Here is an 18,643-nt window from a genome sequence, read left to right as displayed (position 1 = left end):
TTTTGCTGATGGAGCTGCACATGAACCCATTCAAAGGCCGGCATTTTCAGCGTGACATCATTCTGTGGGCCGTACGCTGGTACTGCAAATACGGCATCAGTTACCGTGAGCTGCAGGAGATGCTGGCTGAACGCGGAGTGAATGTCGATCACTCCACGATTTACCGCTGGGTTCAGCGTTATGCGCCTGAAATGGAAAAACGGCTGCGCTGGTACTGGCGTAACCCTTCCGATCTTTGCCCGTGGCACATGGATGAAACCTACGTGAAGGTCAATGGCCGCTGGGCGTATCTGTACCGGGCCGTCGACAGCCGGGGCCGCACTGTCGATTTTTATCTCTCCTCCCGTCGTAACAGCAAAGCTGCATACCGGTTTCTGGGTAAAATCCTCAACAACGTGAAGAAGTGGCAGATCCCGCGATTCATCAACACGGATAAAGCGCCCGCCTATGGTCGCGCGCTTGCTCTGCTCAAACGCGAAGGCCGGTGCCAGTCTGACGTTGAACACCGACAGATTAAGTACCGGAACAACGTGATTGAATGCGATCATGGCAAACTGAAACGGATAATCGGCGCCACGCTGGGATTTAAATCCATGAAGACGGCTTACGCCACCATCAAAGGTATTGAGGTGATGCGTGCACTACGCAAAGGCCAGGGCTCAGCATTTTATTATGGTGATCCCCTGGGCGAAATGCGCCTGGTAAGCAGAGTTTTTGAAATGTAAGGCCTTTGAATAAGACAAAAGGCTGCCTCATCGCTAACTTTGCAACAGTGCCTTTTGCCTTTCTGTAGTGCAATAATGATTCTAGGAAACTGCGATCCTTGAGCTTTATGTAGGGTTATTGCATAACCCAACTCCATGCAATCGAGCACGGATTGTGTGACCTCAACTTTATCCCCCGTATCCAGCGTTACTACACCATAACTTTCACCTGATGAGTCAATGCTGGTAAGCGTACCAAGAGAGCCGTTTTGAATGCCTTTATCATAGTGGTTTTGCGTAAATAGAATCGCATCATTCAATCTGAGGTTTTGAAAGAATCTCTCACCGTGCATTTCAAACTCAAGCCTTCTACCGCTTGGGTTAACAGCCTCTTGGGTCAGTTTATTAATTTCAGCAACGAGTGCCTTGTGACCTGCTCCCAGTTGATTAGTACACCCCGATGTTAGTAATGTCTTCATAAGCCACATGAGGACATCCCCATGAAGAAGCGTTTTTCCGACCAACAGATCATCAGTATTCTCCGCGAGGCTGAAGCCGGGGTATCCGCCCGTGAACTCTGCCGCAAGCACGCCATTTCCGATGCCACGTTTTACACCTGGCGTAAGAAGTATGGCGGTATGGAGGTGCCTGAGGTTAAGCGCCTGAAGTCGCTTGAGGAAGAGAACGCCAGACTCAAGAAGCTGCTTGCCGAAGCCATGCTGGATAAAGAGGCGCTTCAGGTGGCTCTTGGGCGAAAGTACTGACGACAGACCAGAAGCGGGAAGCCGTGATGTTGATATGTGATGCGACCGGTCTGTCGCAACGTCGTGCCTGCAGGCTCACGGGTTTATCCCTGTCGACCTGCCGCTATGAGGCTCAGCGCCCGGCTGCAGATGCGCATTTATCGGGGCGCATCACTGAGCTGGCACTGGAGCGCAGGCGTTTTGGCTACCGTCGCATCTGGCAGTTGCTGCGCCGTGAAGGGCTGCATGTTAATCATAAGCGCGTGTACAGGCTTTATCACCTCAGTGGCCTGGGCGTAAAACGCAGAAGACGTCGTAAAGGGCTGGCAACAGAACGTCTGCCGCTGCTCCGTCCGGCGGCGCCCAATCTGACCTGGTCGATGGATTTCGTCATGGACGCATTGGCCACCGGTCGCAGGATCAAGTGCCTTACCTGCGTAGACGACTTCACGAAGGAATGCCTGACGGTCACTGTTGCCTTTGGGATTTCAGGCGTGCAGGTCACGCGTATTCTGGACAGCATTGCGCTGTTTCGCGGCTATCCGGCGACGATAAGAACGGATCAGGGCCCGGAATTTACCTGCCGCGCACTCGATCAATGGGCCTTTGAGCATGGCGTGGAGCTGCGACTTATCCAGCCCGGCAAGCCGACACAGAACGGATTTATTGAGAGTTTTAACGGACGCTTTCGCGATGAATGCCTGAATGAACACTGGTTCAGTGACGTCAGTCATGCCAGGAAAACCATCAGTGAATGGCGTCAGGATTATAATGAGTGCCGCCCGCACTCCGCGCTGAATTATCAGACGCCGTCTGAATTTGCGGCGGCCTGGAGAAAGGGTAATTCTGATAGTGAAGGATCCGACATTACTAAGTGAGCGTTGTATCTAATCCTGGGGGCAGGTCATTCGTTGTAAATTCGAACTATCGCTTTTTCAGGGTCATACGGATCTTCAAGTACATCAGTCACCCACAGCATAATAGCTTCGCTTTCACGCAAACCGCCACCGTGCATCAAGAGCAGCATAAGCTTATCTCTCAACGCAACTCGTGGATCTTTTGCTCCGCCAATACCATCTTTATAGAATGATTCCCAATGCTTATCTGGGAATGCTAAAGCATCGTCTTCGGCTTTCGTCAATGGAGTACGTCCTTTCATTGTGCGAGCTTTACGGATGGTTTTGTTAACGGTTTTATCTTCAATATGTCCAAGGAAGTCATTTTGGTTTTTTCGATACCAAGCAGCGTAATTAAGGCGTTGCTCATGAGGTGTGGCATCTCGCAAAGGGTTCATTGGCTCTGCGCCATGCTTGTTAGCCAGCCAATCAGTAAATGCCGTTAATCGATGAATATGTTTATTGACGTTATCAGTTGAGCTTGGCACCCAGTACAAGCCAGAGGGATCTAAACCATCTTCACCGATGGTGCCTGTGTAAAGACGCTTAGGGAAGGTGCGAATAAGCGGGGAAATTCTTCTCGGCTGACTCAGTCATTTCATTTCTTCATGTTTGAGCCGATTTTTTCTCCCGTAAATGCCTTGAATCAGCCTATTTAGACCGTTTCTTCGCCATTTAAGGCGTTATCCCCAGTTTTTAGTGAGATCTCTCCCACTGACGTATCATTTGGTCCGCCCGAAACAGGTTGGCCAGCGTGAATAACATCGCCAGTTGGTTATCGTTTTTCAGCAACCCCTTGTATCTGGCTTTCACGAAGCCGAACTGTCGCTTGATGATGCGAAATGGGTGCTCCACCTTGGCCCGGATGCTGGCTTTCATGTATTCGATGTTGATGGCCGTTTTGTTCTTGCGTGGATGCTGTTTCAAGGTTCTTACCTTGCCGGGGCGCTCGGCGATCAGCCAGTCCACATCCACCTCGGCCAGCTCCTCGCGCTGTGGCGCCCCTTGGTAGCCGGCATCGGCTGAGACAAATTGCTCCTCTCCATGCAGCAGATTACCCAGCTGATTGAGGTCATGCTCGTTGGCCGCGGTGGTGACTAGGCTGTGGGTCAGGCCACTCTTGGCATCGACACCAATGTGGGCCTTCATGCCAAAGTGCCACTGATTGCCTTTCTTGGTCTGATGCATCTCCGGATCGCGTTGCTGCTCTTTTGTTCTTGGTCGAGCTGGGTGCCTCAATGATGGTGGCATCGACCAAGGTGCCTTGAGTCATCATGACGCCTGCTTCGGCCAGCCAGCGATTGATGGTCTTGAACAATTGGCGGGCCAGTTGATGCTGCTCCAGCAGGTGGCGGAAATTCATGATGGTGGTGCGGTCAGGCAAGGCGCTATCCAGGGATAACCGGGCAAACCGACGCATGGAGGCGATTTCGTACAGAGCATCTTCCATCGCGCCATCGCTCAGGTTGTACCAATGCTGCATGCAGTGAATGCGTAGCATGGTTTCCAGCGGATAAGGTCGCCGGCCATTACCAGCCTTGGGGTAAAACGGCTCGATGACTTCCACCATGTTTTGCCATGGCAGAATCTGCTCCATACGGGACAAGAAAATCTCTTTTCTGGTCTGACGGCGCTTACTGCTGAATTCACTGTCGGCGAAGGTAAGTTGATGACTCATGATGAACCCTGTTCCATGGCTCCAGATGACAAACATGATCTCATATCAGGGACTTGTTCGCACCTTCCTTAGCAAAGGTTTGGAATAGCATTTTAGGATCTTCAAATAATCCTTTGTTGGCTTCCATGTAATCCAAGAGCAAAGAAGTGGCTTGTATAAAACCATTCATTAAAGCATTACTAGCACCATCAGCTTCCATCTTTAGCAAGTAATCGGTAACTGAACCAACTTCACCTTGTTCGGTGATCAAGATGGGGAGCTGACTTTTAATGCCAGTATTATCTTCTACGATAGTTGCTTTGACTTTAACCGATGACAAGGTTCATTCCTTTATACACGTTAAACATACAATACACTATAATTCTAAAGAGTTTATTGTCAAATAAAAAGGCAGATTTCTCTGCCTTAATACACAATATACATAGTTCAAGGTACTATATATAACCGAAGGAGTATATAGTAAAAACAGTGTCTATTCGCGTGTGAGTGAGTGACAGGGCTTTACATATAACGTCAGCGGCTTTCATTTCAAACGTACATACTGTGTATAATGGTATGTACGTTTTTTATTTGCGCCGAGTCCTTCGGCGGTAACCATTCATCCATGAATTTTTGTTCAGTGTTTAATTGCACCTTGTGAGTGCGACTTGTTCCAACAAGTCGGGAGAGATAGGAGTTACGTCATTGGTTTAGCAGGACGGGGATAGTTATTTGCGGCAAGTACAGAGTTGTCGCCGCATCCATGCGGCTTTGACAGTTCAGTTGTTCACTCATTGATTCACCTTCTTGATTAATTGCACTTAATTTACCACCACATTGCAACCGCTCCTTACCACGTGTTGCAAATTAATCGCACCACAACTTTCACGGAAAGTACCACTTCGTCGGATCTCGGCTTTGTGCCAAAAACGGACATTGACTTTGGCTGTTACTGAATTGCAGGTTTTAGTTAATCCACGAATAAATCTCCCAAACACCTGCACTATCCATCAACAGTATAAGCTGATTTAACGTTTAGTATTTCTTATTAAGTTTTTAACCACGGTCTTGCGGGCGCGAAACCGCTAGAGCGCTTACTTAGCGAAATGATGTACGCTTGGAAGCAATTGATTTAGCGTGGATTAAAGGTTAACTTCTTCTGAGTAAAATTCATAAAAGAAGGCAATAGCATTTGCGTCTTGCTGGTTCTTTGAGTAAAGGATAAAAGCTATGCTGGTGATAGGTATTACGAGCATAGGTGCGCAAGGCGCCCCAAACTTTGCGTTAGGTTCGGCCTTGTGAAGAGCCTAGATGAAGTACCGAAAAACGAGAAGTGACAACGAGGACGATGGAAATGTGGCAAGAGATATGGAATACAGTGCTATCGGAATTTTCCGATGTCCCGGATGCGGAGCAAGTTACACGTATCACACTGCGTCTTCTCGTTGCTGCAACCCTTGGAGGCCTATTGGGATACGAGCGGGAGCAGCAAGGCAAGAGTGCGGGGGTGCGAACACACATGATGGTTGCCATAGGGGCGGCACTGTTCGTCCTCATTCCCCAACAAGCAGGGGCATCAAGCGCAGATCTGAGTCGGATATTGCAAGGTCTGATTGCAGGTGTCGGGTTTCTTGGCACCGGAGCCATCATTATGGGAAATAGAGAAGTAGAGACTCGGGGGCTGACGACGGCGGCAAGTATATGGGTAACAGCGGCAATCGGCGTCGCTGCAGGAATGGGACGGGAAACGACCGCCGTCTTGAGCACTCTTATAGCTTTACTCATCCTTTCTGTAGTTCCTTGGATTTACCGGACTAAAAACCAAAATAAAGAGTGATGCGCAAGAACAAAATTTGCCGTCTAACAATTAGCTATCCTTTCAGTCGCTTCGAGCCGCAGGTAAACTCAAGCGTTATTTCTGCTTTTCGCTCTTAGTTGCCGTTAGAGACTTTCAGTCTGGCGGCTCAGTGCCAAATATAGTCATTCACACCCTGAGAGTTACACTTTTAAGTGATTCAGGGTATGCGCTTACTGGTTACGAATATTGTGCCAGAATCATGTGGTTTGATGATTGCCGCTTTGCTTTCGAGCCAGTAAGTGCTCCACGTTCGCTAACGAATACTCAGGGCATGCAGAAAAACTGCTGACTATATTTCTTTCGAAGAGCGTGGAATGCATACCAATCCTCGATTTAAAGGAGCTGGTGATGACTGCGATTAATCAGTTTGCTGCTCATGTTGGTCTGGACTGGGCGGATAAAAAACACGATGTCTGCGTTCAGTTTAAAAACGGCAAGCGCATATTCCAGGTGGTTGAACACACTCCGGAAGCACTTGATATCTGGCTCAACGAGTTGCACCAAAAGGTGAAAGGCAGGATCGCTATCGCCCTTGAGCTGAAGAAAGGCCCGGTGGTGTATGCTCTCCAGAAGTACCCATTTGTCACTGTTTTTCCTGTGCACGCGTTGTCACTGGCCCGCTATCGGCAGACCTTCTGGCCAAGCGGTGCTAAGGATGATCCACAGGATGCTGAGTTAGCATTAGAGCTAATGCTACGCTATCCCCAAAAGATAAAAGCCATAGAACCCGACAATGGCAATATCCGATTACTTCAACAGTTAGTTGAGCAGCGTCGACTGCTGGTTGAGGACAAACGCCGCTTTGTGAATCGACTCATCAATACGCTAAAACAGTATTATCCTCAGCCCCTGGAGTGGTTCTCACATCGGGGTAGCTTACTGTTGTGTGAGCTGATTATCCGGTGGCCCAGTCTGCAACAACTGAAACGAGCCAGGCGCGACACGATTCGCAACTTTCTGAATGCCAAAGGGCCGCGCAATGGCCCTTACCGAGCAACGTGTTGCGAATATTGATAACGCGATCCCATTGACGACAGACCTGAGTGTTATAGAGGCTAATGCTTTGATGGCAACAGCACTGGCGACACAAATTAAAGTCGTGAGTGAAATCATCAAAACCTATGACGAACGAATCGAAACGCTGTTTGACACATTGCCAGATGCTGGGCTGTTCAAATCACTTCCGGGCATGGGGCCGTGTATGGGCCCACGTATGCTTGCTGCACTTGGTGATAACCGTGATCGGTTTAACAGCGCTGAAGAAATTCAAAACTATGCAGGTATTGCACCGGTGACCGAACGAAGTGGCCAGAAATCATGGGTTCACTGGCGATGGCAATGTGCCAAGTTCGTCAGGCAGACCTTTGTTGAATGGGCTGCCAAGACGGTTAATTCATCATACTGGGCCAAACTTTATTACCAGAGACAGCGAGAAAAAGGGAAATCGCATCAATCAGCAATCCGGGCTCTGGCGTTTAAATGGATAAGGATCATTTACCGCTGCTGGAAGACCAGAACCCGCTACGACGAAGCTAAATATTTGCTGACACTGGAAGCGCGAAAGTCGCCCTTACTGAAGCCATAAAAAGCTTGTCGAATGTCTCAGGGCGTGAAGCGGACGTTTAAATACAGAGTTGATAATGATAGCTATGCAATATTCAAATTAAGGCCTTAGCATATATTGATATATATCGAGTCTAAGAATTTTTATTCAATCCAAAATCATGAACTTTTAGCTTTAATTTTTCAACTAAGTCTTCGTCGCGCACACCAAACATTAAATTAGACCAATCTCCGGTAATGGCGCAAATCTTCTCATAGTGTTCTTGATTGGCAGGTATATTCATCGTAAGACGCCACTCGATAAACTCGTTATTATTAGAGGCGCATGTTAGTTTTTTAATATAGCTCTTCATACCCATTTCCAGTCCTGAACGTGTTAGTGTATTATCTCTCATACATATCTTGTGCTCAAGGCATGCAGACTCAATGCTCGCCAATCTAAAAGCATGTGATGGGTAATTAGCATTTTGACTATCATTCATCATAGGGCGTTTAAAACTCAACGCCCAAAAAAATGAAGCCACGACATATATGCATATACCGAGATTTATACTGCTCAGCGTGCCAGCATCAACGCCTTCATATTCTGAATCGGGAAAAAAGCATTCCTGTAATTCTAAAAGCATGAATTGAAATGCATAAGAATCTGCGATAATTTCACGAGCGTGTGCATCAAGTTTTTTTGCTTCATCCGCTTCATCCGCTTCATCCGCTTCATCCGCTTCATCCGCTTCATCTACTGCTTCTACTGCTTCTACTGCTTCTACTGCTTCTACTGCTTCTACTGCTTCTACTGCTTCTACTGCTTCAGTATCTCCAACAGCCTTATGAATGAAAATGATGTGATCGATGAATGAGGGATTTTCTTTAGCATCATCATTTCGCCTATCCCCATGTAAATTATGAATATGTCCTATTTCATGCAAAACAAGAAATACAAACATTGCTTCCACTAACATATCAAATGCTTTTCTATGTGTTTGATCATGAATCCACCAATATTGATCATTCGCCCACTCGAATTCACCCCCATTTACCCATAGATGCACATTGTCGCGCCAAGGTTCGTAAAACATTTCATTAGGTTCATTCTGGCGACGCTCTGCTCCTAACATCATGGCTGAAGTACGAAAGATTAGTTCCAACATACCTTTGTAAACTAATACGCACTGATGTTTATGAATAGCACCTGCCTGAGCTTGAAAACTATCAATTAAGTAAAAACACGAATAAATGCCTACATATTTAAGGCACAAGTTCTTCCCAATGAAATCTAATTGCTGGTACAGGTAGTCTTCTTCAAATGAGAAGTCAAAAAAATTTTCGCCAGTCCTTGAAAAGATGTTTTGTTGAATATATTCCTCTACCGAACTTTTATGATTTTGCATTGGCAGTGTCCTTAATCACGAATATTGAGCATGATTTCTTACACTTCATCTCAATGTGTAAGTAAAATCATAAACAGCACTACATAACTAAATAGTTGGTCATAATACAGCAACCTTTTTAAAGCTATGTTTTCCTTTTGGCAACAGACTGACCCTTTTCATAATGTGACGAGCCTACTGTATACAGTTTTCACATTGTCTGGCAATGGTAATTTCGGGTTATGGCTGTCATGCAGCGCCTGCCACCGACGTTCAATATGGTCATATAACTTTCAGTTAAGGCCGTCTAATGTCCGCTCCTCGCTCATAACGGACTGCGCTCACTTATTGCAGTGAGCGTTACCTTGTGTTTAATGCCAGCCTGGTATAGTCAGGTTGGCAGTACTTGTTTCAGACTTTCGTCATTAAAAACGGTTCCGGTCTTCAGGACACCATAACACCAGTGCACCAGTTTCCGCATCAGCGCGCCAATGGCCACCATTTTAGGTTTACCCCGCAGGCACATCTCATCGTAAATATTACGCATTCGCTTATTGTAGATTTTTCCGCACAGGGCGGACATGTAAAGCTTCGCTCTCAACTGAGGAGGGCCGATTTTCGACATCCGCGGCCGGCGCCGGACCGATGTGCCTGAGCGTTTCTCGATCAGCACCACGCCCAGAAAGGCGGCAGCCTGCTCAGCCGATACAAAGTTATGGCTGCGAAGCACGACCAGCATATGCATCCCTAGCTGGGGACCAACCGATTTAATTGAGGTCAGCAGTGTATAATCACGCCTCAGTGCAGGGCTGGCTTTGATATGTGCTTTTACCGTCATAAAGCATGCAAAGATCCAGGGTGTTTTTACTTACGTCAATGCCGACTGGAAACATGGTCAAACTCCTCTCACATAAACCGTCACGCCTGTTCGCCTTGTACATACGGAGTCGAGCTCCCGGTAACCGTTCAACCTGATGTGCTGGCGTGAAAGGTGAAGCGGAGGGCCATATGCTGCAAATCAAGGATCAGCGGTGCCGACTTTTCTGACCTTAAGGGAAGGGGGCGGCTCACTCTGCTTCAGTGGTGGTAGCTAATCACCACAAACTGTTAGATACAAGGGAGGGGGGCGGTGAGGCAGAACCTGTCAAAACAGCAGCCGGCTGCGCCGGGCGACGGCGCCATTTGCCACAGTACTCCATTCAACTTCAGCTGGCGCCTCCATGCCGCTGACGCGGCATTCAGAAGCTTCCCAATGCTGCAGGTTTTAACATCTGCTTTATGTCAGAAGCGGATGGTTCAGAAGCCAGCAGTTTCCAATAACAGATGTAGTATCGAACCGGATACTCATGTTTTTCAACTCCCCATCTCCGGTTCAAAAGACGACAAACAATTTTCATGGGGTTACAGGGATTTCTAAATTTGCAACACATAATCTTTAGGGAATCTTTGGCTGATCATTTCAATAAAACCATTAAAAACAATATGTTAATTATGTTTCAAGACAAGTTAGAACATAGATAACACTCAACCTTTAGTTGAATATCCGCAACACCCGGCTTATTATGTAAGCACGTGGTTTGCAATCGATGGTAGCAGGAATACCGGCTCAGCTTAAAGCAAACGTCGGTTGATGGGGGGAAGAGACTGATGAAAACATTTAAAGATATGACACCAATGCAGCGCATAGCTGTTCTGCGTAAGGCCGGAGTAACAGTATTTCCAAAGCTCTCTCAAGACGAAAAGAGAGGAGTGATGTATGTTGAAAACGAACCCAGCGTATCAGCACAGAAGAGAGAGTATAAGTTAGCTCTCTATTGATCGGTTGGTGGGGATACAACCTCATCAACCGGTACGCTCATCTTCGTAACTTCCCCTTTCTGCCCAAAAGTAAACGACACATTACCTTTCATACTTTTCCTGTACCGTTCAATGATATCCGGGGCTGGCTCACACACAGTTAGAACATCGCGCCCCATAACCAGCCCTAAAATGGCACTGTACGTAATAGATGCTGGAATCATGAAACCTTTGAGTGATGCGCAACGAATATCACGCTGTACAAACTGTAGCTCAACCTCAGTGGCTTGTAATTTTCCAGAAAATAGCCCGCCAAATATACCATTGCTGGAAACAGCAATAACAAACTTTTCAGGGGAATATTTGGACTTATGATAGATTTCTTCCCAAGACCAGCCACCATATCCATCCTTTTGTTCAGAGGTATCAGGCCAGGACTCAGCGCCGCCTAAATGCTGCACAGCACACACATCAAAATCAATAGATGGCAAAGAAATACCGGGTAGAAGTCCTGTCATCTCTTGAGAGTAAGCTGCAAAAGCCAAAGGGCCAATTTTTGAAAGTATACTATTAAACTCAAGCTTGTTCATGTCGCACCACGAAGCAACACAATGGAAGAAGGCATTATAACACGAGAAAAAAGGCTGAGAGAGACTGGGTAACATACTATCGACGGCAGCAGGGAAAAGGCCGTGCTATCCATCATGTAGTCGAATGCGTTTTCTGAATCACAGAATCGCAGGTGCATCAGGTGACGGTGGCATCAAGCGTGGCTGATAAATCTGGGGTTGCCGGCGGGAATGAGGACGCCAGAGACCGTCGGCGGTCATCCTGTTGCGGGCGGTTTCGACGGAGAGCTGGATATGATGGCGTTCGGCCTGTTTTTCCGTTGCGAGCGTCGGACTAAAATTTGGATAGTAGCACCGGATTAAATCCAGGGCTTTACAGCGTGTTTCTTCATCGATCCAGCTGTTTGCAGGACGTCCACGGCGGGAAGATGCAAATGCGGTTGCGCCATCTGTCCGGTATAGACGCACAAGACGCTGCACCTGACGAACACTAAGCTTAAGTATGTCTGCTGCGTCGCGCTGAAGCAAAGCCCGGTCAAATACTCGCTAAATGATACCAAGCCGGAAAAGTTCTTTGCCTTTCATAGTCACCAACATAAGATCGCGGTCCTGTGCTGAGCAAAATGAAGGTTTAGCGTACACGACGCGTGTGAATTGTGCTGAGACAACAATAACGCTTTGTGCTGACACTGCATGTCAAGGCTCAGTAGAAATGTCCATATATTGAAAAGGCCGCTGCGAGAATGCCTCCCGCAGCAGCCTCTTTAGCATAACGTCATTGTGCGAACTAATTACAATTTATTTGTAATCAGCATTTTTTCTGTCGCGATACCGCCACTGATAAAACCAGATTGGAGCAACCATTTTTGTAATGCATTCACATCTTGGAACAGTGCTTCGATACCACTTGATTTTGACAGGTAAGCAGCAAGGTTTCTTTCTGTACTTTCAAATGGGTCATCAGTTTCTTTATTAGCGTTATCATTTATAAATATGTATTTGTTATCTTCATCTTTTTGTATTGATGCATCATCAATAATAAGACTAATGTGCTCATTTATTGCATTAAGAGCTTCAAATTGAACCGTATAAGGAAAGTTTTTTATATAGTGATTTCTGATTATTTCATATATACCACGGTGGTTATAAATTTGATTCTTCATTTCGAACTCCTTACTAATTAATGTTATTTAAAATTTTGTAAGTCAATATGTTACATGAACAACGCATTCATTCCCATCTTGAAAGTCGTCATCCCATATTAGCCTTACAGTAAACTTACTTGCTCTACCTAACTCCCCTGATGCAATCAGATCAACTGATTGATGTGTAACAAGATATTCAAATGGGAATTTACTTTCAACGTCACTCATTGAAACTGGTGAGTTATTGTCTGGGAATTCGATTCTTACGTTTTTCGCTGGGCTTTTACCTTTATTAAATACTTTAAGTTTATATTTATTATTTCCAATGTTGACTATATTTGCACTTACATCAGCTTTTTTAGAGCTTTCCAGCTCATTTGCTTCTTTAGTAAGCTGAAGGTTTGTTAACTTTTCTTGCGCTTCAATTAATGCCTTTTGTCTTTCATTGAACTTGATGGTTTTTATTGTTGCATATATTGAGAGAAGAAATGCTAAACCACCAAACACATCACCCAGAGATACTGTCATTATTTAATCCTTATATTCTTATTACCTTTGAAGGTTTTTTTTAATTTATCAGAAAGATCTTTTATTAATTTTTTCTCTAGATCTTTTTGTATCTCATTAACATGAGAATGAATATTTTCGCCATTCTCTTCTATTAGACGGTTCATTGTCATTTCTCTACCGCATCTAGCACAGCGAACTTGCTCAATGTCTCGGTTATTTAGTAGTGTGGTAGTACCGCAAGTAGGACACTGTAAGCTAATAGGGGTCGTCTCAGAAAACGGAAAATAAAGCACGCTAAGCGTGCGTGGAGGCTGGCACCCAGCGGTACAGCGTCGGAATGGACACGCCGAGGTTCTTGGCCACGTCCTTGGGCGGCACCCCGCTGGCCAGCAGCTTCTTGGCCGACTCGATCTTGCTGTCGGTCATCTTCGGCTTGCGGCCGCCTTTGCGGCCGAGCTGCTTGGCGACTTCCAGCCCGGCGCGGGTGCGCTCGACGGTCAGCTCGCGCTCCATTTCGGCAAGGCTCGCCATGACGTGGAAGAAGAACCGCCCGGATGGTGTGCCGGTGTCGATGGAGTCGGTGAGGCTCCTGAACTGGACACCGTGCTTGTGCAGATCGCCGACCAGATCGACCAGTTGCTTGACCGACCGGCCCAGCCGGTCGAGCTTCCAGACGACCAAAGTATCGCCTTCGCGCAGCATTTCGAGCGTCTTGGCCAAGCCAGGCCGGTCTGCCCGCGTGCCACTCACCTTGTCCTCGAAGACCTTTTTACATCCGGCCTTGCTCAAGGCTTCGCGTTGCAGCTCCAGGTTCTGATCCTGCGTCGAGACGCGCGCATAGCCAATCAACATGGCTTGTCTCGCGCCCGGTCGATGCGTTCCTGCATCGCCTGCATCACTTCTTCGTGGGTGTACGATCTGGCGTTGGCGTCGGTGGCTTGCCGCAGGGCTTCCTCAACCTCGCGCGTCATCCGCTCGTAATCCTCCGGCCACAGCGCTTGCTCCATGCGCAGCGACGCCTGACCCAGCAGGTGCAGCAGGCTGAACAGCCGCATGTCGTTGGTGGCGACGATGCGCTCCCGAATCTGCTCCTGAATAGCTTCGCTAGCCCGATGCGCTTGTGGTGTGGCAGTCCCCTCGTAGTCAGCGGGGAATTCCGCTTCCTCGGCAATCCTTGCCCAGGCGCTGGCCAGCGCCTCGATGGTTGACGTGCTCATTTCCGCCGCTCCTGTGCTCTTTGGCGAATCAACCGGCCAAGGGGCCTCGACGCGAAAACCAGCAGCATCACGCCTATCGGATACCAGGTCGAGAAGACCACCAAGGCATCGAAGGCTGGCCGTCCGGTGTTGGTAGGCAGTACGGCGGTCACAGCCATCAACCCGCCGACCGTCCAGATGATGCGCCACACGTAGGGCATCACGCGGGGCACGTAGCCGTCATCGAAAGCGGTCTGGTAGTAGCGGCGCAGGCCGCGCTCGGCAAGCGCCTGGCGCTGCCGCTCCGACAGCGCATCCGTCCGGCCATACCAGCGCCGGAATGGTGGACAGCGCAGCAGCAAAGGGGTGAAGAGGATCATCACCGCCACGATCGCGACACCCCACGCCATGACGGCGCCGGCATCGGGCCGCTTGGCGTTCTCGATCACGGGCGCGAAGACGCCCGGAGCACCGATCATCCAGAACAGCGCAATGTGCTGATGGAAGGAGAGCTTCATTTGCTCATCCACTTGCGCAGCAGGCGCTTTTTCAGGGAGGCGCGTTCTTGCGGGTTGCGTCCCTTGTGATTGGCGATGCGATCCGCCGTGGCGGCCTGGCGCTTGACGGGCCAGTAGGAGCGGCCATCCTTGCCCATCGACCAGACGCTGCTGGCCTGGTTTTCCAGCAGGGGCAGATGGGCGCTCAGGGCTTCGGGCGACGCGCTGGTCAGCGCCGTGCGCTCACGGGTGCGCCAGCGCTGATGCCAGAGCTTCTTGTCCTCGCGCTCGCTGCCGCAGGTCGTGTGCCCGACGATGGGTGTTTTGCGGCGGCTGCGGCTCATAACGTAGTGGTCTCCAAGAACATTCAGGACTGATCCCAGGCGTCGATGGTCAAGACCTGATCGGCAGGACAGGCGGCTACGCGGTCGGGAACTGGATGGTGTTCAGTCTCATGCCGACCCCATTCGATTGATCGCGTCGCTTGCGGCACGCTGCGACGCAAGGAGGTTTGCGACCTGGTTTAGCAGCCGTGTCCGCTGCATGTCTGTTACCTATCTCCCCGACCGCTCATTGGACCAACTCCAGAGATTGGGCTCTATCGCTCAGCCAATACGAAACCGGCATTGGCTGATGCCACAACCGAGACTAACACAAATGGCTCGGTACCTGTATTTCGCGCCCCGTGCACTTGGCCCGGTCTTGCCACGGCTATCTCACCTTCCCTGAGGGCACGAACAATCCCATTGCCCTGAAAGTAATCAGCCATTCCCGACAAAACAGTCCACGTGTCTTGGCCGTGAGGATGAATGTGAGCCGCAATTTCCTGCCCGGGATGGACATGCCAAACCACGATAATTGAGTCTCGGGTTTCAAGCACAACGGAACGAATAGGCTCGCCTTCGGACGGCTGAACATACTCGGCTACAGAAAATATTCTCGATTCAACAGTCATCGGAGATCCCTCTTTCACAGTTGTCGTTACGGTCTTCATCGTCGGCATCCTGACGCACGGCGGGCAATTGCTGGAGCAACGCCGGCAGCCATTCCTGTACCGTCTCCCACACCACATCGAGGTTGATGTCGAAATAGCCGTGAGCCATGCGATTACGCATATTGCGCATGCTGCGCCACGGCACGTCGGCATGCGCCTGGGTGAACTCGACGTAGCCATCCATCACCTTTGTGGCCGCCTCGCCGATGACGATCAGGCTCATGATGACGGCCTGCTGGGTGCGCTTGTCGGCCAAGAAGTCGTCCTTGGCCATCCCTTCCACGAAGCTGCGCGCATCGGTTGCGGCCTGCTGAATGTGGTCGAGGTAATCGGGCAGGCGGTTCTCGCTCATATCGGTTGCGCCTCCGCGAGCACCTTGGCCCGGAACTTCGGCGGCAGGTCGCCGGGAGTCAGCAGATCGACGTCAACGCCGAGCAGCGATTTCAGTTCTTCTTCCAAATCGCCCAAGTCCAACAACGTGGCACCGGGCAGGGCACTGTTGCAAATAGTCGGTGGTGATAAACTGGCACTGTTGCAAATAGTCGGTGGTGATAAACTTATCATCCCCTTTTGCTGATGGAGCTGCACATGAACCCATTCAAAGGCCGGCATTTTCAGCGTGACATCATTCTGTGGGCCGTACGCTGGTACTGCAAATACGGCATCAGTTACCGTGAGCTGCAGGAGATGCTGGCTGAACGCGGAGTGAATGTCGATCACTCCACGATTTACCGCTGGGTTCAGCGTTATGCGCCTGAAATGGAAAAACGGCTGCGCTGGTACTGGCGTAACCCTTCCGATCTTTGCCCGTGGCACATGGATGAAACCTACGTGAAGGTCAATGGCCGCTGGGCGTATCTGTACCGGGCCGTCGACAGCCGGGGCCGCACTGTCGATTTTTATCTCTCCTCCCGTCGTAACAGCAAAGCTGCATACCGGTTTCTGGGTAAAATCCTCAACAACGTGAAGAAGTGGCAGATCCCGCGATTCATCAACACGGATAAAGCGCCCGCCTATGGTCGCGCGCTTGCTCTGCTCAAACGCGAAGGCCGGTGCCCGTCTGACGTTGAACACCGACAGATTAAGTACCGGAACAACGTGATTGAATGCGATCATGGCAAACTGAAACGGATAATCGGCGCCACGCTGGGATTTAAATCCATGAAGACGGCTTACGCCACCATCAAAGGTATTGAGGTGATGCGTGCACTACGCAAAGGCCAGGCCTCAGCATTTTATTATGGTGATCCCCTGGGCGAAATGCGCCTGGTAAGCAGAGTTTTTGAAATGTAAGGCCTTTGAATAAGACAAAAGGCTGCCTCATCGCTAACTTTGCAACAGTGCCGTCTCCGGCAACAACGCCCTCTCCTTCAACCGTGATTGTCTTTCCTGTTTCGTCTGCCAGGGGCTCGAACAACTCACGTAATTCATTCAGTTCGGCTGCCAGATCCACATCATGTTTATCCAGCCGCAGCAGACCATGCTCTGAACGTGCCAGAAAAAGCATGTCACTGGTCATTCGTGACAACCTTTTCAGTTCTTCCAGGTTAGCGAATAAAATTTCGCGGTAATGCGAAACATCCCTTTCCTTAGCCAGTGCAAACTGCGTCTGCATCATCAGATTACTGACTGGTGTGCGCAGCTCATGCGCGATGTCAGACGAGAAATCTGACAGTTTCCGGAATGCCCCCTCCAGGCGATCAAACATATTATTGAACTCCTGCATGGTCTCAGAGATTTCCGGCGGAGCCAGATCGGGATTTAGACGCTGATCCAGGCTGTGTACGGTCATGGAGGAAGCCAGACTGGTCATTTCCCGTAGCGGTTTCAGACCAATACGTGTGGTCAGCCAGCCCAGAAAAACAGAAATAAAGACCAGACCGATATTGAACCAGAACAGCCAGGTACTGAGTTTGTCCATAAACAGGGTGTGATACCCAGTATCCGTGGCAACCGTAATGATGACATGTTTGCTTTTACCCTGTTCCGGCGTCACGGCAACCCGCCGCGAGATACTGCGGTACACGGTGTTATTTTCTTCCGTCTGGATCATATAGTCGAGAATATCACCCGACTTATTAAGCAGGACCGCTGGAACAACAGAATTTTTGGCATAGAGTTCAACAATTTTTTCATTTTCCATGTTTTTTATAGAAATGAATAAGCCATTGTGCCCCACCATCGCATCGTTTATTTTTTCTGATAATGACTTAATATCCGTTTTGTTCCTGAACGTCTCTGTTTTAAGAAACTCTTCGGTGAGCTGAAGTTTACCTGTCAGAAAATCGCGGTCCTGATTATCGAAATAGCCATTCAGGGTGCTAATCAGGATAAAACTTGATAACCACCATACCGTAAGCATCACCGCAGAAAAAATCAGGCTCAGGCGTGTGGTCAGGGAAATTTTGAACCTCACTCTTCTCTGATCTCCAGGACATATCCGGCACCGCGAACGGTATGGATCAGTTTTGGCTCAAAGTCATCATCAATTTTACTTCTCAGACGTCTCACGGCGACATCAATCACATTCGTATCACTGTCAAAATTCATGTTCCAGACCAGGGACGAGATAAGACTCCTGGGTAACACTTCTCCGGTGCGTTGCAGCAGCAACTCAAGCAGAACGTATTCTTTACCGGTGAGATGGATCTTCTTCCCCGAACGGATCACGGTCCGGCGCACCATATCAACGGTCATATCGGCGATGGTGCAGACTGTTGCGGCCTGCGAGCGTGCCCGGCGCAGTAGGGTTCTTACACGTGCAACCAGCTCCGTAAAATCAAAGGGCTTAATCAGGTAGTCATCTGCGCCAAGCTCCAGTCCTTTCACTTTGTCCCGCACGTTGTCCTTTGCGGTTAAAAACAGGACCGGTTCTTCGTGCCCGGACTCCCTCAGTGCGCTGATGATTTGCCACCCGTCGAGGAAAGGCAGCATCACGTCCAGTATTATCAAATCATACTGTCCCTTCGACGCGGCCCCGAGACCATCGCGGCCATTATTAAAGAGATCGGCCTGATAGCCTTCCTCAACCAGTCCCTGCTGCAGGTAACGACCTGTTTTTTGTTCGTCTTCAACGATTAAAATACGCTGCATGGTCAACTCGCTGATATGAAAGTAAAAATCTCACGCATGAGCTTTGGCTGTCCC

18 protein-coding genes and 7 pseudogenes are annotated in these 18,643 nt (G+C 49.0%); 6 read left to right on the top strand and 19 right to left on the bottom strand.

Annotation, left to right across the window (positions count from 1 at the left end; genetic code table 11):
• Window positions 1-20 precede the first annotated feature (20 nt).
• Complete coding sequence (locus tag HV127_RS29570; protein WP_104868948.1) at window positions 21-725, top strand: IS6-like element IS26 family transposase; 705 nt, start codon at window positions 21-23, stop codon at window positions 723-725.
• Here HV127_RS29570 and HV127_RS29565 read toward each other — a convergent pair.
• Window positions 671-1,153, bottom strand: a pseudogene (locus HV127_RS29565) (hypothetical protein); the annotation flags it as partial. The gene HV127_RS29570 and the pseudogene HV127_RS29565 overlap by 55 nt on opposite strands.
• Window positions 1,154-1,204: 51 nt before the next feature.
• Between HV127_RS29565 and HV127_RS29560 the strand changes: the two are divergent.
• A protein-coding gene (locus tag HV127_RS29560) for an IS3 family transposase (RefSeq protein WP_112150724.1) occupies window positions 1,205-2,325 on the top strand; the annotation gives its coding sequence in 2 pieces (ribosomal slippage) (window positions 1,205-1,463 and window positions 1,463-2,325; 1,122 coding nt in all).
• Between the two features lie 29 nt (window positions 2,326-2,354).
• On the opposite strand, the pseudogene HV127_RS29555 reads toward HV127_RS29560, so the two are convergent.
• From HV127_RS29555 to HV127_RS29545, 3 genes and pseudogenes are all read right to left on the bottom strand, one after another.
• Window positions 2,355-2,900: pseudogene (locus tag HV127_RS29555) on the bottom strand (site-specific integrase); the annotation flags it as partial.
• A gap of 139 nt (window positions 2,901-3,039) precedes the next feature.
• Window positions 3,040-3,913 (bottom strand): annotated as a pseudogene (locus tag HV127_RS29550) (IS5 family transposase).
• A 148-nt stretch (window positions 3,914-4,061) separates the two neighbouring features.
• The gene (locus tag HV127_RS29545; RefSeq protein WP_228727542.1) at window positions 4,062-4,340 is read right to left on the bottom strand and encodes a hypothetical protein; all 279 of its coding nucleotides are present in this window, start codon (window positions 4,338-4,340) and stop codon (window positions 4,062-4,064) included.
• 1,014 nt (window positions 4,341-5,354) lie between these two features.
• On the opposite strand from HV127_RS29545, the gene HV127_RS29540 reads away from it, so the two are divergent.
• Window positions 5,355-5,837, top strand: coding sequence for an MgtC/SapB family protein (locus tag HV127_RS29540; RefSeq protein WP_063942099.1), 483 nt, complete (start codon window positions 5,355-5,357; stop codon window positions 5,835-5,837).
• 369 nt (window positions 5,838-6,206) lie between these two features.
• Window positions 6,207-7,443: pseudogene (locus HV127_RS29535) on the top strand (IS110 family transposase).
• 112 nt (window positions 7,444-7,555) lie between these two features.
• Here HV127_RS29535 and HV127_RS29530 read toward each other — a convergent pair.
• On the bottom strand, window positions 7,556-8,809 hold the full coding sequence (locus HV127_RS29530) for a hypothetical protein (protein ID WP_181421922.1): 1,254 nt from the start codon (window positions 8,807-8,809) through the stop codon (window positions 7,556-7,558).
• A 370-nt stretch (window positions 8,810-9,179) separates the two neighbouring features.
• A pseudogene (locus HV127_RS29525) lies at window positions 9,180-9,620 on the bottom strand (transposase); the annotation flags it as partial.
• Window positions 9,621-10,435: 815 nt separating this feature from the next.
• Between HV127_RS29525 and HV127_RS29520 the strand changes: the two are divergent.
• A complete protein-coding gene (locus HV127_RS29520) occupies window positions 10,436-10,606 on the top strand; it encodes a hypothetical protein (RefSeq protein WP_162778893.1) in 171 nt (56 codons plus the stop codon).
• On the opposite strand, the gene HV127_RS29515 is transcribed toward HV127_RS29520, so the two are convergent.
• The 11 genes and pseudogenes from HV127_RS29515 to HV127_RS29460 form a co-directional block, all read right to left on the bottom strand.
• The gene (locus HV127_RS29515; RefSeq protein WP_064172192.1) at window positions 10,600-11,175 is read right to left on the bottom strand and encodes a hypothetical protein; all 576 of its coding nucleotides are present in this window, start codon (window positions 11,173-11,175) and stop codon (window positions 10,600-10,602) included. The two genes, HV127_RS29520 and HV127_RS29515, sit on opposite strands and share 7 nt — an antisense overlap.
• A gap of 770 nt (window positions 11,176-11,945) precedes the next feature.
• Complete coding sequence (locus tag HV127_RS29505; protein WP_064172193.1) at window positions 11,946-12,317, bottom strand: hypothetical protein; 372 nt, start codon at window positions 12,315-12,317, stop codon at window positions 11,946-11,948.
• A 42-nt stretch (window positions 12,318-12,359) separates the two neighbouring features.
• On the bottom strand, window positions 12,360-12,827 hold the full coding sequence (locus HV127_RS29500; protein ID WP_064172194.1) for a hypothetical protein: 468 nt from the start codon (window positions 12,825-12,827) through the stop codon (window positions 12,360-12,362).
• Window positions 12,827-12,979, bottom strand: a complete 153-nt coding sequence (locus HV127_RS31905; protein WP_228727541.1) for a hypothetical protein — start codon at window positions 12,977-12,979, stop codon at window positions 12,827-12,829. Before HV127_RS31905 ends, HV127_RS29500 begins: the two co-directional genes overlap by 1 nt.
• Window positions 12,980-13,103: 124 nt before the next feature.
• The gene (locus HV127_RS29490; RefSeq protein WP_003100847.1) at window positions 13,104-13,661 is read right to left on the bottom strand and encodes a recombinase family protein; all 558 of its coding nucleotides are present in this window, start codon (window positions 13,659-13,661) and stop codon (window positions 13,104-13,106) included.
• Window positions 13,655-14,026: a hypothetical protein gene (locus tag HV127_RS29485; protein WP_003100853.1), complete on the bottom strand. Its 372-nt coding sequence runs from the start codon at window positions 14,024-14,026 to the stop codon at window positions 13,655-13,657. The genes HV127_RS29490 and HV127_RS29485 overlap by 7 nt, the downstream gene beginning before the upstream one ends.
• Window positions 14,023-14,523, bottom strand: a complete 501-nt coding sequence (locus HV127_RS29480; RefSeq protein WP_003100856.1) for a hypothetical protein — start codon at window positions 14,521-14,523, stop codon at window positions 14,023-14,025. The genes HV127_RS29485 and HV127_RS29480 overlap by 4 nt, the downstream gene beginning before the upstream one ends.
• Window positions 14,520-14,846 carry a hypothetical protein gene (locus HV127_RS29475; protein ID WP_003100858.1) on the bottom strand — a complete coding sequence of 109 codons (327 nt, stop codon included), beginning with the start codon at window positions 14,844-14,846 and terminating at the stop codon, window positions 14,520-14,522. Before HV127_RS29475 ends, HV127_RS29480 begins: the two co-directional genes overlap by 4 nt.
• A 254-nt stretch (window positions 14,847-15,100) precedes the next feature.
• On the bottom strand, window positions 15,101-15,457 hold the full coding sequence (locus tag HV127_RS29470; RefSeq protein ID WP_000215515.1) for a cupin domain-containing protein: 357 nt from the start codon (window positions 15,455-15,457) through the stop codon (window positions 15,101-15,103).
• A complete protein-coding gene (locus HV127_RS29465; protein ID WP_001293886.1) occupies window positions 15,447-15,848 on the bottom strand; it encodes a DUF86 domain-containing protein in 402 nt (133 codons plus the stop codon). The genes HV127_RS29470 and HV127_RS29465 overlap by 11 nt, the downstream gene beginning before the upstream one ends.
• Window positions 15,845-15,991 (bottom strand): annotated as a pseudogene (locus HV127_RS29460) (nucleotidyltransferase); the annotation flags it as partial. The pseudogene HV127_RS29460 and the gene HV127_RS29465, both read right to left, overlap by 4 nt.
• A gap of 93 nt (window positions 15,992-16,084) precedes the next feature.
• Here HV127_RS29460 and HV127_RS29455 point away from each other — a divergent pair.
• Entirely contained in the window at window positions 16,085-16,789 is a 705-nt protein-coding gene (locus tag HV127_RS29455; RefSeq protein WP_001067855.1) for an IS6-like element IS26 family transposase, read from the top strand.
• A 52-nt stretch (window positions 16,790-16,841) separates the two neighbouring features.
• On the opposite strand, the pseudogene pcoS reads toward HV127_RS29455, so the two are convergent.
• Both pcoS and pcoR read right to left on the bottom strand, forming a co-directional pair.
• Window positions 16,842-17,912 (bottom strand): annotated as a pseudogene (pcoS, locus tag HV127_RS29450) (copper resistance membrane spanning protein PcoS); the annotation flags it as partial.
• Entirely contained in the window at window positions 17,909-18,589 is a 681-nt protein-coding gene (pcoR, locus tag HV127_RS29445) for a copper response regulator transcription factor PcoR (RefSeq protein ID WP_001188930.1), read from the bottom strand. The pseudogene pcoS and the gene pcoR, both read right to left, overlap by 4 nt.
• Between the last annotated feature and the right edge of the window lie 54 nt (window positions 18,590-18,643).

Origin of the sequence: Klebsiella sp. RHBSTW-00215, from assembly GCF_014103785.1 — a bacterium.
Taxonomy (GTDB): domain Bacteria; phylum Pseudomonadota; class Gammaproteobacteria; order Enterobacterales; family Enterobacteriaceae; genus Klebsiella.
The sequence above is the reverse complement of the archived record's forward strand: the minus strand, read 5'-3'. Positions and strand labels throughout refer to the sequence as shown.